Annotated in this window: 16 protein-coding genes; all 16 read right to left on the reverse strand. The window is 72.1% G+C overall.

Features of this window, described 5'->3' with window-relative positions; translation table 11 throughout:
- Positions 1-190: 190 nt before the first annotated feature.
- The 16 genes from ACOJVX_RS16350 to ACOJVX_RS16425 all read right to left on the reverse strand — a co-directional run bounded on the left by ACOJVX_RS16350 (position 191) and on the right by ACOJVX_RS16425 (position 18,630).
- Entirely contained in the window at positions 191-379 is a 189-nt protein-coding gene (locus ACOJVX_RS16350) for a hypothetical protein (protein WP_418154135.1), read from the reverse strand.
- 986 nt (positions 380-1,365) lie between these two features.
- A complete protein-coding gene (gene cas6e / locus ACOJVX_RS16355; RefSeq protein WP_418154136.1) occupies positions 1,366-2,049 on the reverse strand; it encodes a type I-E CRISPR-associated protein Cas6/Cse3/CasE in 684 nt (227 codons plus the stop codon).
- Positions 2,046-2,795, reverse strand: coding sequence for a type I-E CRISPR-associated protein Cas5/CasD (gene cas5e / locus ACOJVX_RS16360; RefSeq protein ID WP_418154137.1), 750 nt, complete (start codon positions 2,793-2,795; stop codon positions 2,046-2,048). The genes cas6e and cas5e overlap by 4 nt, the downstream gene beginning before the upstream one ends.
- A 3-nt stretch (positions 2,796-2,798) precedes the next feature.
- The gene (gene cas7e, locus ACOJVX_RS16365; RefSeq protein WP_422646902.1) at positions 2,799-3,968 is read right to left on the reverse strand and encodes a type I-E CRISPR-associated protein Cas7/Cse4/CasC; all 1,170 of its coding nucleotides are present in this window, start codon (positions 3,966-3,968) and stop codon (positions 2,799-2,801) included.
- On the reverse strand, positions 3,965-4,567 hold the full coding sequence (gene casB / locus ACOJVX_RS16370) for a type I-E CRISPR-associated protein Cse2/CasB (RefSeq protein WP_418154140.1): 603 nt from the start codon (positions 4,565-4,567) through the stop codon (positions 3,965-3,967). The genes cas7e and casB overlap by 4 nt, the downstream gene beginning before the upstream one ends.
- Positions 4,557-6,176 carry a type I-E CRISPR-associated protein Cse1/CasA gene (gene casA, locus ACOJVX_RS16375; protein WP_418154141.1) on the reverse strand — a complete coding sequence of 540 codons (1,620 nt, stop codon included), beginning with the start codon at positions 6,174-6,176 and terminating at the stop codon, positions 4,557-4,559. Before casA ends, casB begins: the two co-directional genes overlap by 11 nt.
- A gap of 399 nt (positions 6,177-6,575) precedes the next feature.
- A complete protein-coding gene (locus tag ACOJVX_RS16380; protein ID WP_418154142.1) occupies positions 6,576-6,977 on the reverse strand; it encodes a hypothetical protein in 402 nt (133 codons plus the stop codon).
- Entirely contained in the window at positions 6,955-9,495 is a 2,541-nt protein-coding gene (gene cas3 / locus ACOJVX_RS16385; RefSeq protein WP_422646903.1) for a CRISPR-associated helicase Cas3', read from the reverse strand. The genes ACOJVX_RS16380 and cas3 overlap by 23 nt, the downstream gene beginning before the upstream one ends.
- Before the next feature lie 630 nt (positions 9,496-10,125).
- Positions 10,126-11,166, reverse strand: a complete 1,041-nt coding sequence (locus ACOJVX_RS16390) for a polyprenyl synthetase family protein (protein WP_026418682.1) — start codon at positions 11,164-11,166, stop codon at positions 10,126-10,128.
- Positions 11,167-11,721: 555 nt separating this feature from the next.
- Positions 11,722-12,666, reverse strand: coding sequence for a sugar kinase (locus ACOJVX_RS16395; protein ID WP_422646904.1), 945 nt, complete (start codon positions 12,664-12,666; stop codon positions 11,722-11,724).
- Complete coding sequence (locus ACOJVX_RS16400) at positions 12,663-13,310, reverse strand: bifunctional 4-hydroxy-2-oxoglutarate aldolase/2-dehydro-3-deoxy-phosphogluconate aldolase (protein WP_026418680.1); 648 nt, start codon at positions 13,308-13,310, stop codon at positions 12,663-12,665. The genes ACOJVX_RS16395 and ACOJVX_RS16400 overlap by 4 nt, the downstream gene beginning before the upstream one ends.
- Positions 13,311-13,375: 65 nt before the next feature.
- Entirely contained in the window at positions 13,376-14,521 is a 1,146-nt protein-coding gene (dgoD, locus tag ACOJVX_RS16405; protein ID WP_030106092.1) for a galactonate dehydratase, read from the reverse strand.
- Positions 14,518-15,333, reverse strand: a complete 816-nt coding sequence (locus ACOJVX_RS16410) for a FadR/GntR family transcriptional regulator (protein WP_026418678.1) — start codon at positions 15,331-15,333, stop codon at positions 14,518-14,520. The genes dgoD and ACOJVX_RS16410 overlap by 4 nt, the downstream gene beginning before the upstream one ends.
- Positions 15,334-15,379: 46 nt before the next feature.
- Positions 15,380-16,168, reverse strand: a complete 789-nt coding sequence (locus ACOJVX_RS16415) for an SDR family NAD(P)-dependent oxidoreductase (protein ID WP_418154145.1) — start codon at positions 16,166-16,168, stop codon at positions 15,380-15,382.
- 69 nt (positions 16,169-16,237) lie between these two features.
- Complete coding sequence (locus ACOJVX_RS16420) at positions 16,238-17,548, reverse strand: DUF4380 domain-containing protein (protein WP_418154146.1); 1,311 nt, start codon at positions 17,546-17,548, stop codon at positions 16,238-16,240.
- Positions 17,545-18,630, reverse strand: coding sequence for a zinc-dependent alcohol dehydrogenase family protein (locus tag ACOJVX_RS16425; RefSeq protein WP_026418676.1), 1,086 nt, complete (start codon positions 18,628-18,630; stop codon positions 17,545-17,547). Before ACOJVX_RS16425 ends, ACOJVX_RS16420 begins: the two co-directional genes overlap by 4 nt.
- Positions 18,631-18,674 lie beyond the last annotated feature (44 nt).

The following is an 18,674-nucleotide window of genomic DNA, read 5'->3' on the forward strand; positions in this document are numbered from 1 at the left end:
GCCCCTTCCCGGCCTGGGCAGCGCACGATTTCCCAGCTCGGGCCCCAGCACGTCCGATCGTGCGCGTCCGCCGGTCGTGCGCGAATCACGCCCCGCCGCCTGCCAGCTGCCCGAAGCACGAAGCACGAAGCACGAAGCACGAAGCACGAAGCACGAAGCACGAACCAGCCTTACCGCCCACACGTCGAGGTCAGAGCCCGCCGCGTACCTCCGCCAGCTGGTGGTGCGGCTGGCTGGCACTGTCCAGCATCGACCTGGCGCGATCGTCCAGGGCCACCCGCCGCTCGGCCACCGCCGCGAGAAGGGCCCTGTACTGGTGGTAGCCGGAATCGGACCGGGGCGTCGCCGGCAACACCCCGCGCGCCTCGTCGTTGCGCACCTGCTGCGTCGAGTCCCCGCTTCCCCGGCCAGGTCGACCGGACGAAGCCGCGTTTGGAGGAGGGACCCGGGAGCTCCTGGAGATTGGGGCGGAGCGGCAGCGATGATGCTGTCCAAGGCGATGTTGACGCAACGGCCAACCGCGCCGAGCACGACCCACCCGACGCGCCTCGTGCTTCACCAGCCCAACCCCCGGGGGCGCTGGAAACTCCACCGCCATTCTCCACCTGTGACGCGCCGAGACGTTTACGCATGCACGTCCCGGCTCGCGCCAAAGGATCGAGCCCCAATCCGGAGGGATACCAGCCCCGCGTGCGCGGGGAAGGCGTACCTACTTCACGTTGCGATTCAGCAGGGCCAGCCCGAACGACCAGGGACGCCAGCAGGCCGCCGCCAACAAGGGTAGGAGAAGCTCGAAGGCACGACCCATCCAGCCCCCTACTCGGAAGGGTGATGAAGCTGGCCGCCACCTAAAGGTGGGATAGAGTTACGCCGCAGTGGGAACAGGCATCGAATGAATAAGATTTACGTTTCCCCATTTCCTCGCAGTGTCTTCCCTTTTCGGTACCACAACATCTCGTTGCGAGTCAGCATTGACACTATCCCAGGAAGTGCTTGGATGAATGTTTTTCACAACTCCACGGGCCCGGTCCACATCGACAATGTGGAGGTGCTCATACTCGTCGGAGCGGACGGGAACAGCCAGACCAACGACGGCGGGGTGAACATCTCGAGCGCTCCGGTAGGACGATCCGGCTCCGCATCCTGCGACGGTCAGAGCAGTGCCGGGAAGCGCTCACGCATGCGGGATGCGGGCACGCCGCGCTCCCACGCGAGCGGTAGCGGTGAGCCCACACCAGGGAGGCACCGGAGGCCGACCTCACCCGGGTGACGGGACGCCTCCTACCCGCCGCGCCCACGCGGGACCGGGGACAACGACGGGCTTCATCCGTCGTTGTCCCCTCACTGGCCAGCGTGACCGAGCGCTCACTCGGGGAGTACCCGCCTCGGAGGAACCAGGGTGAGCAGGCCGCAACCGTAGGCCTTCCCAGGCCCGATCCCCGCCACGACGGCCTCACGAAGGGCTTCCACGTCGGTGACGACCAGGTGCCCTTCGAAACGAACCGGGCGGACGACGATGGTGCCAACGCCCTCGCGCCCACTGCGACCGCTGGCGCGTGGACACGCGACCGGGAGGATGTCCGGTGCCCCGTCCGAGGCCAGGGGAACGACGAAGCCGTCGCGTTCTCCCCGGCGGGCAAGCCACTCCACCTGCTTCTCCGGCGAGCGGTGCGCGACCCGCCGCCCTCGACCCCGGGCGCCGGGCTCGCCCTCGGCGGGCACCGCACGAGTCGGTTGCGCCACCAGGCGGAAAGCGTACTTCCGACCAGCCTCGATGGAGTCCAGGTACGGCTTCAGGCTCCGCACCTCCGCCGGCCGGGCGACGTATCCCGCTGGAAGCAGGTCCCAGTCCGGTTCGGTCCTGCTCTGGACGTACAGCGCGATCCCGCGCTGGCCGTGGTCGAGTCGCCACAGCACCCCGTGAGCTTGCCGGGCGGCCCTCTCGGACAGGCGGGGGAAGGCGGACATCAGTGTCCGGTGCATCTGGTGGATGTCCGCCTGGTCCCGCCGGAACTCGCGGGAGGAGATCCGGGGAACGAGCTTGCTCACGAACACGGTTCACCCTCCGAACTCCGGGACGTGTGGATCATCGAGGGCAGGAGGGGGACCGTGCCGAACTCGACGGTCCGTGCCAGGAAACGCCGGGCGTCCTGGACGAACGACACCGGGTGGTCGTGGCGCAGTTCGGCGTGAGGACTCGTCGGCGGGCAGTCCACGAGGGTTCGGAGGGGCGGGGAACCGAGGCCGTCGGCGGCGGACACCTCCGTCTCCAACCACGGATGGGTACCGAGGACGGTCTCCAACGACTCGGTGAGCAGTCCCAGACCGGTGTTGATCTCCTTGTCGTCGCCGGGACGGACGAGCGGGCGCGCCGGGACGAAGGCCTTGCGGCCGAAGAAGAGCGGGTAGCGGGGTGATCGCACCGCGTCCTCCAGTCGGGCGAGGAGGTCGACGTCATCCTTCGTCTCCAACACGACCAGGAACAACGCGCCGGCGAGGTAGTAGCGTCGACTGACGACCGTCCGGTGGTTTCCGCCGGACGTGTTCGGAACGTTCTCGGTGACGTGGTAGTCCTCCTCCATCACCCCCTCCCGGTCCACCCGGACCCCCATCCGGAGCGCGGCGAGTCGGGCGATCATCTCCGTGTCGTCGCGCTCCGTGCCGAGCGCGGCACCCAGCAATCCGACGACTCCCGACTTGGTCGGCTCGGTGGCGGTGTCCCGGATGGTGAAGCGTGCCGTCGTGCCCCAGGACTGGAGCGGGGCGTCGAAGCACAACGCGATTGAGGCGATCACTGCTCACCCCACCGCCGTCGTGGCCACGCGGTCCACGAACGATGCCAGGTCGCCGGCGACCTCCTCGACCGGCAGCGAGGGCAGATGTCCGTCCACCGACGCTCCCACCACCGCACGGAGCTGGGTCCCACCGTAGAAGCGGCGGAGCTGCGCGAGGTGCGACAGCAGCCTGTCCGTGGAGGTGGCCATCAGGTCACTGCCGCCGACCGGTTTGAGGAAGGCGTTGGCGAGGTTCCAGGAACCGGCGTCCCGCACCACCCCCAGCAGGGTGTGCGGCAGGGTCAGCGCGGCCATCGAGTTCTGCTTCCCGCTGGGTACCGCGTGGATGAACGCGCCCAGCCAGGCCCGCGCCGCCCGGCCGAGGAGTTCCTCGTCCCCACCCAGGTTGCGACGCAACCGTTCGAGGTTCACGTTCGCGTAGCGGTAGTAGCAGGCGGAGTTGAAGTCCACCGTTCCGATCATGTCGGCGCCGGAGTCCTCGTCAGGGCGCTGGTCATCCACCGCCGTGTAGTAGTCGAACTCCGTGGTCACCGCGTGGGTCGACAGGGCGTGGGCCACCTGGGAGGCGGCATCGACGTTGAACTCCTTGTTGTCCGCGATCATCCTCCCGAAGAGGGCGATGTCAACGGCGCGCCCGGCGTCGAGGAGCCGACGGGTGTCCGCGATGTTCTTCTTCCCCGCGTTCTTCGCCTTGTCCTCCTTCTTGTTGCTCTTCGCGCCCTTGCCGCCCTCCTTGGCCTTGGCCTGGGCCGCCCGCTTGGCCTCCACGGCGGCGACCAACTCGTCCCAGTGCCGTTCGCAGTGGTCAGCGAGTACGTCGACGGCCTGCCGGTTCACGAACAGCAGGTACTCGGTGCGGCCGGAGCTGGCCTCGACCCCGAGGCCAAGGGACTCCAGGCCGGCGGTGGCGATGTCGGTGGTCAGGTCGCGGCCGTGACCACGGCCGGCGAGCATCTCCGCCGCCTGGTCACGGAGCCGCTTGGTCCGCACCCCGGTCTCGTCCTCCTTCAGGCCGTGTTCGGGAAGCAGCTGCCGGGCGGATCGCTTCAGGCACTGGCTCGACACCCGCCCCCGGACGGCTCCCCCGAAGGTGGCGGTCTTGGGCTGGCCCACGTCGTCCCTGTTCAGGTTGCTGACGGGGAAGGACTGGAGCAGGTGCAGTTCGATGATCACGATGTCTCCACGGGTTCGTGCTGTGTCGCGTCGGCGGTGGTGTCGTCGGCCTTGGCTGGCTTCTCGTGGTACTCGCGGGACCACCGGAGGCGGACCCGTCGTCGCTGGTCGTCGGAGCGGTCCCGTTCGTCGAGCAGGACGACCAGGTCGTCGAGCAGCTGGTGGTAGTCGACCGGGATCCGTTCGGACCGGAGCAGGGTGAGGGCCTGACGCAGGTGGTGGCGCAGGACGTCGCCCTCGACGGCGAGGAGTTGCCGGAAGCGCCGGTCAACGCCCGCGCCGTTCTCACCACGCGCGGTCCGCATCGCGGCCCCGAGGCTCCGCCGCTGCTGCCCTCGGCGCAGCGGCTGGTTGTGCAAGGCGAACAGGCCCGCGACGAGAACCCACACGTCCTCCTCGGAACGGGGCGGCTCGTGGGGGAATACGAACTCGTGGGCGTGGGCCTCCTGGGCCTGGTCGCGCAGCGAACGTCGCAGTACGGCGAGCGTGCGGCGGGCTTCGGACACGCGGGCGGGCACCTCGGACTCCAGTCCGTCGTGCAGCCGGTACAACCGGGTGACGAACTCCGCGCGCTTGTCCACGGTGGATTCAGTTCTCATCCCACAGCTCCTCGGGGACGTAGGAGTCAGCTTCGTCCTCGTACCGGAGCCGCGCCAGGTAGAGGTCTTTCCGGAACCGGGCCAGGTACTCGCCCGCGGACAACAGGTCGCGTTCGGATGCCCTGGATTGCCCGTATATCCAGGTCTCGGCCGCTCCGGTTGCCGTGATGCACACGACGTCCCGCCACTCCCCGATCACCTCGCCGATCGGGCGCACCCGACGCGCCGCCTCGCCGAGGTGGCGGACGAAGTCGTCGAAGGGGCGCACGAGGCGGGGCCAGTAGCGGACGTCGAGGTCACCGGCCGGCGGGGCGCGGAAGGACTTCCGATAGTCCCGTTGGAGGGCGCGGAGCAGGGCGCCCGCCTCGTCGGCGAGCCGGGAGGCGCAACCCAGGATGCAACCAAGGCTCCTGTTGTTCTGCCGCATGAGCGCCACGGGAGCCGGGACGGCCTCCTCCAGCCAGCACTCGGCCACCGCGCCCTTCTTGTCGAGCTGCTGGCCGAAGACCCGGAGGGTGTAGACGGCATCATCGCGGAGGTGATCGCGGTCGACCAGGCTCGCGATCTGGTCAAGGGCGGCTGGCCGCTGCCGTTCGCCGTACCGGTCCGCCGCGCCCATCTTGGCGTCGGTGTTGGCGAGGAGGAGTTCCTCGGCGTGCCGCCACACCCCGCGCAGCGGCTCCAGGCGCACCGGGAACTTCGGGAGCAGCTCCTTCTTCCCTCTCCTGGGGGGACGCCGGTAGGCGGCCATCCCCTCGACCGAGGGCAGATCGGCCTCCAACCGCACCCCTGGAGTGATGACCACACCCGTCACGGCCCAGTCCGTCCCGGGATCGGCTGTCAGCAGCACACGTCGCGACGGCCAGGTCAGCAGGTCCGTCAGACCAAGCGGCGATCGCTTGTCCGGCTCGGGGCTCACCGGCTCCTCGTCCTCCCACACCGGTCGGTCGGGGCGCAGGCTCACCGAGGTGTGGCTGCGGTCCGCGTCGTAGATGAGGAGGTTGAGCAGCAGTGTCTCCAGCAGGGTCGCGCCTTCGACGAGGACGCAGCCGAAGTGGTTCGCCGGTGCTCGCTCCGAGGACTTGTCCTTCCCCCCGGGGGCCGGGGTCTTCAGCCCTCCCGGGTCGTACGCCTGGAGCGTCACCAGCCACCGGGCGGCCTCGGCGGGAGCCAGGGTGGGCCGGTCGGTGGCCAATGTCTTGTCGAACAGGGTGACGTTGCTGCCCACGGACCGGTAGGGCACGAGCTTGGCCGCCGTCGCCGGCGGACACTCGCGGAGGGCTGGGCACTGGAAGAAGGGCCGGTGTGGGTGGAACAGGTCGAACTTCTCCCGATGTTCGAGCAGGTAGTCGACGAGTGGGTCCCGCGGGAGTCCCACAGCGCGTTTCTCCCAGTACTCCTGCCACCGGTCGAGGCTGCGTGGGCCGTACACGCGGTGCGCGAACGCCAGGACCAGCCGGTGCAGGGCCGCCGTGGTCGTCGGCGAGTCGCCGACCACCCGTCGGGCCTCGTGGGCCCTCGCGAGGGCTTCCTCGAGTCCCCATTCCTGGTGCGCGCCAGTCAGGTCGACCACGGGAATCCAGGGTCTGACCGTCAGATCAAACGACACGATCGTTGCTTCTCCTCCGGAGATCCCACCGCACGCAGGGCATCCTCACGATGTCGTCCTTCCTCGTTCACTCGTTCCGACTGACTTCACCCGATCGTGTGACCGACCGTCAGTCACTTTTCAACCTCCCGGGGAAGCGTGTTCCACCCCTCCGCCATCACCGCTTGTGTTCCGGCCCCGAGGACGTCATCCCGGGGCAGCGGGTTCGAACCTCGTCCCGGGCTTCTGGCAGCCGAGGACGAGACACCCGCGAGGACGCCAGCCATGTCCTCGCCCGCTGTTCAGGCCGAGCCGGGCAACCCCTGGCCGGGGCGCTCACCGGCCTTCCCGCCTCGTCGGCTGGCACCGCCCCGATTCCCTCGGGGCACAGGAACGGACGGGACGCGTCACGGTCGGAGGTCAGTCCTCCTCGACCAGGCCAAGGCCCGGCTGGTAGCGCAGCCGGCGGCCGCCGACCTCCGCCCGACCCCCACGCAGCACCAGCGCCCGGTGTCCGTTCAACCACGGGTTGGCGACGAAGGCGGGGGGAACGGACCGCGCGAGGAAGGCGGAGACGAGCTCGGCGTCGCACTCCTCTGGGCTCCGCAGGCGCACCGTCGCGTCCAGGAGCTCGGCGACGACCACCGCCGACTCCGGGGAGTCCTCGCCCAACGACTCGCCGTCCTGGAGGTCCAGCCGGGTGGTGCCGTCGAACACAGCCGTCTCACCGTCATCCTCGAGGGTCAGCAGGGCGACCTCGACGACGTGCTCCTGCGGCAGCCAGGCGTGCCCTTCCTGCTCAGTGTCGGTCTCGGCGCTCACGGCTACCGGTCTCCTTCCTGGTCCTCCCCGGACGCCGGTTGGCGGTGAGGTGGCTTGGGTCGAGGTTCTCGTCCACGGGGGCCGGCAGGTACAGGGTGGACACCTCGCCTTCGACGAGGAAGTCCTTCCGCGACAACTTGGTCGCCGCGGCCGCCCATCCCGCCTCCCACCCGGGCGGGCAGGCCACGGCCTCGGGCTCCCCGTACACCCGGTCCACCAGGTCACGGACGTCATCGGGGCTCGCCAACCAGGAGCGGTCCCCGATCAACGCCCAGGTGCGCTGCAGGAGGTGCTCGGGGTAGACGAGGGTGGTGTAGGGCGGGTACCGGGGGCCTCGCCCCGTTTCCGCGACCCCCGTGAGGTGAAGGGTGGGCAACAGGAGGCGCTCGGGAAGTTCGATGTCCCCGTGTCGTTGGATCCGCCCCGCGCGTTGAATGAGGGCGTCGACCGGTGCCAGGTCGGAGACGATGTGGTCGAAGCTCAGGTCGAGGCCCTCCTGGAGCACGGAGGTGCCGATCACAACGCACGGGCGCCGTGTCCCACCGGGACCGACGAGGTCCCGCAGGCGCTGCTCGGTCACGGCACGCTCCTTGGTGGTCAGCGTGCCGGTGATTTCGATGACCTCCGGACGCTCCGCCTCGGGCAGCTGCTCCACCACTGCCCGGAGGCGGCGGGCGGTGTCCTCGACGCGGCGGACGAGGTTGTGGATGACCGCGACGCAGCCGCCGTCCCCCACCAGATCCAGGAGTGCCGCGACGTCGAGCCGCCACTTCTCGACCTCCGGGAAGCGGGTCAGGCGCACCCGCCGCGCCCGGTTGAGCGGGGACAGGCCGCACTCGCGGAACTCCCGGACCTCCGCTGGCGCGGCCTCGACCCAGGTGACCAGCGGGTACGCGGTCGATTGGGACAGCGGACGGATCCGGGTCACCGCCTCGCCGGTGCGTCCCGCCAACCAGCTCCGGACCAGCAGGTCCTTCTGCCGGTGCGGCAGGGTCGCCGATAGCAGCACCACTGGCGTGCCCAGCGCGCCCAGCCACATCATCAGCCGGCCCAACAGGCCGGTCATGTGGACGTCGTAGCCGTGGACCTCGTCGATCACGACGACCTTGCCGCTCAGTCCTGTGAGGCGGACGAAGACGTGCCGGGAGCGAATCGCGGCGAGGAGGGCCTGGTCACCGGTACCCACCGCGAGCGGGGCCGAGGTGCCGCGCTTGCGGGTGAACCACTCCCGGGACTCGGCCGAGGTCTCCCGCTCCACCCCGTCACCGACCTCGGTCGGGTTCAGGGCGTCCGCCGTGGACCGTTCGCGGAGCCCCATCGCGGCGAGGGAGAGATCCGCGCTGCCGTGCAGGAGGCGCAGGCGCAGCTCGGGATCGAGGTCGGCCAGCAGCGCGGCGAGTTCCCGGAAGACCTGGTCGCTCGTCGCGCGCGAGGGCATCCCCCAGTAGAAGCCGCTGAGCCGGTGACCGACATCGACGGAACCCTCGCGCAGCGCGGCCCCGACCTGGTTGATCAGGGTCGCCACGGCCTGCGTCGCGGCCTTGGTCTTGCCCTCGCCGGTGGGGGCTTCGACCACCAGCACCCCGGGCCTGTCCTTGCCCTGGAGGGTCTGTTCTACGGCCTGCTGCACCGGGCGCACCGCGACCACTCCCCCGGCCTCGCGACGGTCCGGGGGGAAGAGCCGGTGGAAGCGGGTGTCGGAGGGTGGGCGCCACGGCGTCCAGCGCAGGGAGCGGACGGCCTGGTCGGCCAGTTCGGCGACCTTGCCGTGCACGTACTCCTTCGGCGAGATCCGGGCGTTGGCGGTGGGGAAGCCGCGCTTGTCGGAGGCGATCCAGTCGCTCACTGAGGTGAGGCCCGCCAGCGTCACGGCCGCCGTCCAGGACAGCCGGACCTGGCCCCACTGGTCGGGGGCTGGGATGGCCAGGCCGTGCAGGCCGAGGAAGTCGACGACGAAGGCGTCCCGCCAGCGACGCCAGGTTTCCCCGCCGTGCTGCCGGAGCGTGACGGCGCTCTGCCCCATGCTCGCCGAGTCGGGCTGGACACCGTGGTGACCACCGAGCACGGCGGCGAGCACGCTCGCGGTCTCCGCGTGGGCACCCCACTCCGTGAGCAGGCGCCGGAGGTGCAGCGCGGTGATCTGACCGTGCGGGAGATCCGTCCTGCCCAGCTGCCGGCGATGGCGGTTGATCGACGAGAAGTAGCGTTCCACCGGGAACCCGGCGAACCGGGCGATGGCGAGTTCGCGCTGCAGGGCCTGGAACGCCGGCGAGTACTTCCCGAGGTCGTGCAGGCCGCACAGCACGGCCACCCAGGTCTCCGGGTCGCCCAAGGGCGCTAACCCACGGACCAGTTCCGCTCTCGCCTGCGGCCCCAGCAGGACGGGAAGGAGCCGTCGTGCGACGGCGGCCGTGTCGATGAGGTGGAACAGCAGCGGGTAGGGATCCAGTTTGTCCCCCTTCCCCGCCTTCCCCCAGGGGACAGTGCTGTCGGGAACACCGTCGTCGTGCGAAGTCACCGTTCTCCTCCGGTTCTCGGATGGACACGGCTGATCTTGGGAGGCGGCTCCGACGGAAATCCCCGGATTTGCGGGATTGGGCCGCGATGAACCCCGTTCGGAGCAGCGGGTTCCACCCGTACGTGTGACCAGTCCGAGGCATCGACCTGACACCGAGGGCTTCCTGGGTCTAGCGGGACAGGACGGGTTCCGCTGGCCACACCCCGGGCGCGAAACAAGAACTCCCGGGTTTGAAGGAGGAGGTCCCGGACCGATGCCGGCGCCGCACAGGACTCGTGGGTGCTTAGGGCACCCATCGCCGGGCGCAAGCCTGGCGTTCCCGGGCTGCCCGGCGCTGCTCCAACGAAGGACGGGCCGGCAGGGCCAAGCCTGCCCCCGATGCCTGAGAAACCGGGTGCTGGCAGGCTCGGTGACCCGGTCTACCGGCAGCTGTGGGCCGCGTGGCGGAGGGGTTGCGGAGACGGAGTTCCTGGTTCTGAGACGCCGGCCCCAGCGTCCGCTCGCTGGCGGGCACGTGCCGGCGTCCCGTGTTCGGGAACGGGGTGACGACCTCGTCGCGGCCGCCTTCCCGTCACTCGGCCCGCGACGGCGGGCCGGGGACCTCCGTCCCCGCCGGCGGCCGGGGGCGGATCAGTGGTCGCGACGGGCGAGCAGCTGGGCGAGTCCGGCCAGGTCCCGCGCTGCCGAGGCGTCGACGGCGGCGTCGTCGAGGTGGCCCAGCCCTTCCGCGAGGAGGGCGTCGATCCGTTCCCGGCAGTGCTCGCGCCCTCCGGCGAGTTCGACCAGCTCGGCGGCCCTGGTCACCTCGGCGTCGGCGAGTTCCCCCTGCCGCTCGTACAGCGCGGCCAGTTCGTCGCCGGGCGGGGTGGCGGAGGTGAGTGCCGCGGCGACCGGCAACGACTTCTTCCGGCTCCGCAGGTCGGAGTGCACGGGCTTGCCGGTGACCTCCGGATCTCCCCAGATGCCGAGCAGGTCGTCGGCGAACTGGAACGCGAGGCCGACCCGTTCCCCGAACAGGCGCAGCCGGTCCACCTGGTCGTGGTCACCACCGCCGAAGAGCGCTCCGAGTCCGCTGGCGGCACCGAGGAGCGCGGCGGTCTTGCCCTCGGACATGCGCACGCACTGGTCGAGCTCGACGGTCCGGCGGTGTTCGAAGTCGAGGTCCAGGCTCTGCCCGTGCACGAGTTCGCGGACGGCGGCGCCGAGCAGGCGACCGCCCTGACGCGCCTCGGGTCGGTCGCTGACGGTGAGGAGGTCCAGTGCCAGGGTGAGGAGCGCGTCGCCGGTGAGGATCGCGAGGTTGACGCCGAACAGTCGCCAGGCGGCCGGGCGGTGTCGCCGCACCGTGTCGCCATCCATGACGTCGTCGTGCAGCAGCGAGAAGTTGTGGACGAGTTCCACCGAGGTGGCCGCCGTGGTCGCGTGGGCAGCCGTGCCACCGACCGCCTCCGAGCACAGCAGGGTGAGCGCGGAGCGCACCGACTTGCCCGCGCCGGCCCGGGTGGGGCGGCCCTGCGCGTCGGACCAGCCGAAGTGGAATCCCGCCACCCGTCTGAGGGTCTCGGGGAGGGTGTCGACCGCTGCTCTCAGTTCGGGTTCGACGGCCTCCCTGCCCCAGGCCATCACGTCACGACGCGAACGTTCTCCGGCCACCACGTCCCGCACGGCCATCCTCCGACACCTGCCTTCAGCCTCGCTGCCGTCTGCTTCGCCCCGTCGGTGCCGCCGGCACCCGGCGCCCGCCCGGGTCGATTCTCGCTGACCGTGACCGCCGGTGGGGCCGGGAACCCGGTGGGCGGGGTGACCCGACGGTGCGGAAACGGTGGGGTCGTGTCGCCCTCGACGACAGCGTCCGTCCTCGTCGGTCCCGGCCCTCGGGAGGAGCCGCCGGCCGACCGGACCAGGAGCCTCCCACGGTCAGAAGAAACCACAGTGGGCCGGACGGCGCCCGCCAAGGTGGTGGCGGGTAGTCCGAACGGGCCGGGTGCCCGACCGGAGCAGGTCCCCTGCTCGGGGTGGGTCCCCGTCGGCACCAGCGGGCCGGGCGTGACCGGGGTCCGGGGGACTCGGGCCACCCACCGGGCGGGGCGGACCGCGTCGACGGTCGGGGTGGCTCCGGTTCACCGGTGGTGCCCCGGGTGCCACTGCCACCGGCGGGACGATGCTGGCGGGTGCCGTGCTCCGACTGGCCGGCTGGCACGGGCGAGGTGTCGGGCGAGGCCCAGCTCAGCGCACGGTGCTGCCGGGTGCGAGGTCGAGCAGGGGCAGCTCGGACCTGGTGGGCAGTCCCTCCCAGTCCCCGGGGCTGGCCACGGCGAACGCGCCCAGCAGCACCGCCCGGTGGAGTCGCTCGGGGGCGTCGAGCCCGTCGAGGCGGGCCGAGAGGTACCCGGCGCTGAAGGCGTCGCCGGCTCCCACGGTGTCGACGACGGGCACCCGGACCGCCGCGACCCGCTCGGTCCCTCCCCGGTGGTGCAGGTGGGCGCCGTCGGCTCCGAGTTTGACGACGACCTCGGACACCCCGGCGCCGAGCAGCCGCTGGGCGGCATCGACCGTGTCGCCCGCCCCGGCGGCGACGAGGGGGAGCTCGTCGTCGGAGGCGATCACCACGTCCGCCCGTTCGGCCAGCGGGGCCAGGACCTCGGTGGCCTCGTCGGCGGTCCAGAGGCGGGAGCGGAAGTTCACGTCGAGGGAGACGGTCCACCCGGAGGCCCTGGCGTGGTCGACGGCGCGACGGACCGCCGCCAGCGGCTCCGGTCCCAGGGCGCAGGTGATGCCGGTGACGTGCAGCAGCCGGGCCCCCGAGGTGAGCGCGGGCACGAGGTCCCCCGGGTTCAGGCGGGACCCGGCCGAGCCGCTGCGGTAGTAGTTCACCCGAACGACGTCGGCGACGCGCGGTTCGAACAGGATGAGCCCGGTGGGGGCGTCCGGGTCGACCACGACCGAGGTGACGTCGACGCCCTCCGCCCGCAGCGTTCGGGTGACGAGCTCGCCGGGCTGGTCGGCGCCCACCCGGCCCACCCAACGGGTGGCGTGCCCGAGGCGGGACAGCCCGATGGCGACGTTGGACTCGGCTCCCGCGACGGAGAGCCGCATGTCTCCGCCGAGGCGCATCGGCCCGGTGCCCCGGAGCGCCGCCATGGTCTCGCCGAGGGTGATGACCTCGGTCATGCGGGTCCACCGCCCTGGTCGTGCTCGCGGGCCAGCGCCCGGAAGGCCTGGGCGCGTACCCGCATCTCGGCCGGGTCGGCCCCGTCGGCGGCGCCGGCGAGGAGGGGGGAACCCACGCCCACGGCGAGGGCCCCGAGTCGCAGATAGCGGCGCGCGGCGTCGACGTCGACGCCACCGACCGGGACGAACGGCACCGAGGGGAAGGGGTCCCGCAACGCCTTCAGGTAGTCGGGTCCGCCGCCGTGGCTGGCGGGGAACAGCTTCACCGCGCTGGCTCCGGCCTGGACGGCGGTGTACACCTCGGTGGGCGTGAGCGCGCCGACCAGGGTGGGCAGGCCGAGTTCGATGGCGGTGGCCGTGCCCGGCCCGATGGCCGGGGTGACGGCGAAGGTGGCTCCCGCGTCCCGGGCCCGCCGCGCGTCCTGCTCGGAGAGGATGGTGCCGGCTCCGAGCGCGGCCTGGCCGGCACGCGCCTGGGCGAGGCGTTCGATCACCGCGAGCGCGTCGGCGCCGGTGAGGGACACCTCGACCAGGTCGATTCCCTCCTCCCACAGGATTCGGACGGCGCGGTAGGCGGCCTCGGGGTCGCGACCGCGCACGATCGCCACCACTCGCTCCTCGGCGAGGCGGTCGAGAAGGTTCATGCTGCGTCTCCTGGTGTCTGTGGGTGGTGCGTGCCCGTCCGGAGCTTCCCGGCCGGGCGGGGGGATCACCATTCGGCGAAGGAGCCGTCGTCGTGCCGCCAGGTCGGCGACCGCCACTCGTGGCCCAGTTCGTCGGCCCGCCGTACCGCGTCCTCGTCCACCAGCACCCCCAGCCCGGGCCGGGTGGGGCGGGGGAGGTGGCCGTCGACGAAGCGGAACATCTCCCGGTCCACCACGTAGTCGAGGAGTTCCGCGCCGACGTTGTAGTGGATGCCCAGGCTCTGCTCCTGGATGAGGAAGTTCGGGGTGGCGAAGGCGATCTGGAGGCTGGCGGCGAGGGCGATCGGACCGAGGGGGCAGTGCGGGGCCAGTTGCGCGTCGTAGACCTCGGCGAGCGAGCCGATGCGCCGGACCTCGGAGATGCCGCCGGCGTGGGAGAGGTCCGGTTGGGCCACGGCGATGCCCGCCTGGAGGGCTGGCAGGAACTCGTGCCGCGAGTACAGCCGTTCGCCGCAGGCGATCGGGACAGGGCTCGACCGGACGAGGTCACCGAGGAGGTGGGTGTGCTCCGGCAGGACCGGTTCCTCGACGAACATGGGGTGGGCGTCGGCGAGGAGTGGGATCACCCGGCGGGCGGTGGCGGCGGTGAACCGGCCGTGGAAGTCGACCGCGACGTCGCGGTGGGGGCCGAGGACCTCCCGGGCGGCCGCCAACCGGGCGAGTACGCCGTCGATCTCGGCGACGGTGCCGGCCCGGCTCATCCGGCCGCTGCCGTTCATCTTGACGGCGGTCAGACCGGCCTCCACCTGGGCGGCGATGGCCTCGGCGATCTCCGTCGGTTCGTCTCCGCCCACCCAGCCGTAGACACGGACGCGGTCCCGGACCGGGCCGCCGAGCAGCTGGTGGACCGGGGCGTCGAAGGCCTTGCCCGCGATGTCCCACAGTGCCTGGTCGAGGCCGGCCACGGCGCTGGAGAGCACGGGGCCACCCCGGTAGAAGGCTCCCTTGGTCATGCGCTGCCAGTGGTCCTCGATCCGCAGGGGGTCCTCGCCCACGAGCAGTTCGGCCAGTTCGTGGACGGCGGTGCGCACGGTGTGGGCTCGTCCCTCCACCACGGGTTCGCCCCAGCCGACGATGCCCTCGTCCGTCTCCACGCGGCAGAACAGCCAGCGGGGGGCGACGAGGAAGGTCTCCACCCGGGTGATCTTCACGACAGCTCCTTCATGTGGTCGTCGGCGTGCCGGGAGGACGGGGTCCCCGCGTCCCGGGGCTCGGGGGTCGAGGGCTCCTCCGGGGGGTGCCCGTCGTGCTCGGCGCCGGCGAACCGGCCGTCGGTGACCCGGCGCAGGTCCGACGCGGACTTCTCCAGGAGGTCCCGCATGGCCCGTTCCGCCGCGTCCGCGTCGCCGAGCCGGATCGCGTCGACGACGGCCTGGTGGCTGGGCACCGGGTCGTCCTCGGCGGCGCCGTGCACCAGCCGGTCGCGTTCGGACAGCCCCGGTTCGATGAAGATCTCCATCCGGATGAGCATCTCGTTGTGGGTGGCGACCAGGAGGGCCCGGTGCCAGGCGAGGTCGGCGGCGGCCGCGGCCGAGGGGTCCCCGCCGACGGCGCGGGCCATCGCGAGCAGGGCCTCGTCGAGCGCGGCGAGGTCCGCCTCCTGTCTCCGCAGCGCCGCGAACCGGGCGGCGGCGGGTTCGACGACCGTCCGCACCTCGGCGAGGTCCTGGAGGAAGGCGGTGGCGGCTCCCGCGGCGAACTGCCAGCGGATGACGTCGACGTCGAGGAGGTTCCAGGTGGCCCGGGGACGCACGAAGGTTCCCCGGCGCTGCCTGGCGTCCACCAGGCCCTTGGCCGCCAGGACCTTCAGCGCCTCCCGCAGCGCGGTCAGGCTCAGGTCCAGCTCGCCGCTGAGGCCGGCGAGGTCGATCGTCTCGCCTTCGGCGAGTTCGCCGGAGACGATCCGCACGCCGAGCAGCTCGACGGTGTTCCCGTGCACTCCGCGCCCGATGTAGGCGGCCATCCTTCTCGTCCTCCAGTCGTCCCGGCGCGTGTTCGGGCCGCCGCCGTCAGGCGGAGGCCTTGAAGGCCGTCCACCCGCCGTCGACCACCAGTCCCGTCCCGGTGACGTAGGAGGCGTCCGGTGACGCGAGGAACGCGATACCGGCGGCCACCTCCTCCGGGGTCCCGAAGCGGCGGGTGACGGTCTGCTCGACGCTGCGAACCCTGTCCTCCTCGGACACCTCGTCCCACGCCGCCGTCAGGATGGGTCCGGGCAGGACCCAGGTCACGCGCACCTCGGGTCCGTACTCGACGGCGAGCTGCCGCCCGAGCGAGGTCAACCCGCCCTTGGTGGCGGCGTAGGCCGGCCTCCCCGGCAGTCCGACGACGGCGTGCACCGAGGAGGTGAGGACCACCGCGCCCCGCTGGGCGCGCAGGTCTCCCAGGCAGGCCCGGAATCCGAGGAAGGTACCCGTGAGGTTGACGGCGAGCTGCTGGTCCCAGGACTGGCGGCTCATCTCGTGGGCGGCCCGGACGTCGACGGTATAGGCGTTGCTGACCAGGACGCCGATCGGGCCGAACGACTGGCGGGTTGTGGTCACGGCGTGGTCCCAGGCGTCCTCGTCCGCGACGTCGCTGCGCAGGCCCAGCGCCCGCCCACCGTCGTCGCGGATGGCGGTCGCGACGTCGTGCACCCGGTCGTCGACGTCCAGCAGGGCGACGGCGGCGCCCTCCTGGGCGAGGCGGCGCGCGGTGGCGGCCCCGATCCCCGAGGCCGCGCCGGTGACGACCGCCGTGCGGCCGGCGAACCGGGACTCCCCGGCACGGGGGGTGCCCTCCTGGGGTGTGCTGTTCACCTGTCCCACCTCGTCCTTCGGAAACCCGCCCGTCCTCGCCGGGCCGGTGTTGGTTGTCGATCGACCCTCTCACCCACGGCGGACCACTCCGACGTCGACCGGCGTCGCGTCCGCCCGCCGCAGCACCGAGAGCCGGATCTCGGTGGCCGCCGGGGGCAGCTCGGGGAGTTCGGGGAGCGTCGCGGGCCGGCCGGGCCGCTGCCCGTCGTGGTCCACCACCGCGATCTCGGTGCCGCCGCCGTCGTGGCAGGTGGCCCGGAGGGCGCCGACGCTGTCGGGGACGAACACCCCGGTGAGCCGCCACCGTCCCGTGCCGGGGTCGGCGACGAGCCCGAGCGGGCGCGTCCAGTACCCGGCGTCGGTCACCGAGGTGACGGCGTCCCGGGTGGCACCGAAGCGCACGTCGACGGGCAGGCTGGCGCGGTCGCCGGGGTCCAGCCAGGTGAAGGGGCCCAGTGCCTCGCACTCGACGACCCGGTCCCGGGGTTGGAGGCCGCCCAGGTGGTCGAGGGGCCGGTCCAGGGGGTGTTCCAGCCAGACCTCGACCCGGGAGCCGCCGTCCGGGTACTCGGCCTCCTCCCAGACGGGGAACCGCTGGGTGAGGGTGCCGTGGGCGGCGACGTGCGCCAGCCATCCGGCGGCGTCGGGGAAGCCGACCTTGCCCACCACGTCCTGCGCGGGGACGAGTGCGGTCCGGCCGTCGTGGCGGACCTCGGGGTTGGCGGTACCGGCGACGAGGTCCACCGTGGTGGGCCGCCCCGACCCGGCGAGGCCCACGTACACGCCGGCCTCCGGCCCGGCCTCGGCCGGCGGGTGCCCGACGAGTTGGGTGACGTTCCACAGCCCCCACCGCACCCGCCGGTCGGACACGTTGTGGAACTCCAGGTCGAGCCGGTAGCCGGTGGTGCCGGCCGGCAGCCGCACGGTGCGGGTCGAGCGGAGCCCGGTTCGGGGGTCCGGGTCGCTGGTCATGGTGGCGATGGCCTCGCCGTCCTCGACCCGGGTGGTCAGCCGGTAGGCGCCGGAGTCGAGGACCGGGTCCGGCGGTCCGGCCCACTGGTCGGGGCCGTCCCACCCCTGCGGGGCCGGCCACGTCTTGTCGCCTCCGACGTTGTTCCAGGCCGACATGGGCCCGGCGGTGGGGGTGAGGCGGACGCCGTCCCTGGGCCGCAGGTCCTCGTCGAGCAGCCGGGGGTTGTGGTACAGGTGCTCGCGGCCGTCGACGTGGACCGAGAGCACCCGGCCGCCGAGGGTGGGGGCCAGGGTCACCCTGACCAGTCCGTTGTCCAGGTGGCACAGCGGAACCGGCCCCGAGGCGTCGTGTTCGACGCGCGCGGTGTCCGGGGGTGGTGGCGTGGTGTCGCCCCGCCCGGCCGTCACCGGTCGTCCCCGTCCGCCACCAGGACCACCTTGCCCCTGCTGTTGCCGGCGGCGAGCCGGTACGCGGCGTCGGCGTCGGCGAGGGGGAACCGGTCCGAGACCACGGCCTCGGGGCGGAGCCCCCAACGCACGAGGTTCCTGGCGAGCTGGGCCATGACCGGCACGGAGGTCACCCAGGACGCGTAGAGGGTCAACTGCTTGTGGAGCAGCGCGTCGGACACCTCCGTCTCCAGGGTGCCGCCCTCCCCGACCAACGACACGCGTCCCCACTCGGCCGCGTTGTCGATGACGGTGGACCTGCCGGGGCGGCTGCCGGAGCAGTCGATCCCGGTGCTCGCCCCCCTGCCGCCGGTGAGCCCGGCGACGACGGTGGCCGCCTGCTCCGGTTCGGCGGTGGCGTCGAAGACGCCGAGGGTGTTGGCCCAGGCCCGTCGCGCCGGCGACGGTTCGACGCCGATCACCCGGCGAGCGCCCATGCCCCTGGCGATCATCCCGGCCGCGAGGCCGACCGGTCCCAGGCCGACGACGAGGAGGTCGTCCTCCCCGCTGACGGCCACCCGGCGCAGGCCCTCGTAGGCGGTGCCGAAACCGCAGGCGATCAGGGCGCCGTCGACGTGGGAGAGCTCGTCGGGCAGGTGGACGCAGGTGGATTCCTCGACCAGCAGGTAGTCGGCGTTACCGCCGTCGCGTTGCCACCCGTAGGCGGCGCGGGAGTCCGCGGTGCAGCTGATCTGGTAGCCGAGCCGGCAGTTGTCGCACAGCCCGCAGCCGGCGATGTGGTAGACGATCACCCGGTCGCCGACGCCGAAGTCGCGGCAGCCGGGTCCGGCGGCCACGACCGTGCCGCTGGGTTCGTGCCCGGTGACGACTCCCCGGTAGGCGGGTCCGTCCTGGCCCCGGTGGGTCTTGTGCTCCCGGTAGATGTAGCCGATGTCGCTGCCGCAGATCCCGGAGGCTCCCACGCGCAGCAGCAGCTGCCCGGGGCCGGGACTGGGTACCGGCAGTTCCCGGACCACGGCGGTGGAGTCGCCTGGCAGGTAGACACCGCGCATGGTGGCGGGGGTGGTGGCTGGCGCGGTCATGTCGGTCTCCGTTCGGCTCGTGACCGGGTTCTGGTGGTCGTCGG

It is taken from the genome of Actinoalloteichus caeruleus (assembly GCF_049311605.1).
GTDB classification, from domain to species: domain Bacteria; phylum Actinomycetota; class Actinomycetes; order Mycobacteriales; family Pseudonocardiaceae; genus Actinoalloteichus_B; species Actinoalloteichus_B caeruleus.

What these genes read in the sequence shown, in the direction of transcription:
- casB (WP_418154140.1), bottom strand. Translation starts at nt 4,567, where the DNA reads ATGAGAACTGAATCCACCGTGGACAAGCGCGCGGAGTTCGTCACCCGG.
- ACOJVX_RS16390 (WP_026418682.1), bottom strand. Translation starts at nt 11,166, where the DNA reads ATGGCCGTGCGGGACGTGGTGGCCGGAGAACGTTCGCGTCGTGACGTG.
- ACOJVX_RS16395 (WP_422646904.1), bottom strand. Translation starts at nt 12,666, where the DNA reads ATGACCGAGGTCATCACCCTCGGCGAGACCATGGCGGCGCTCCGGGGC.
- ACOJVX_RS16400 (WP_026418680.1), bottom strand. Translation starts at nt 13,310, where the DNA reads ATGAACCTTCTCGACCGCCTCGCCGAGGAGCGAGTGGTGGCGATCGTG.
- ACOJVX_RS16410 (WP_026418678.1), bottom strand. Translation starts at nt 15,333, where the DNA reads ATGGCCGCCTACATCGGGCGCGGAGTGCACGGGAACACCGTCGAGCTG.
- ACOJVX_RS16425 (WP_026418676.1), bottom strand. Translation starts at nt 18,630, where the DNA reads ATGACCGCGCCAGCCACCACCCCCGCCACCATGCGCGGTGTCTACCTG.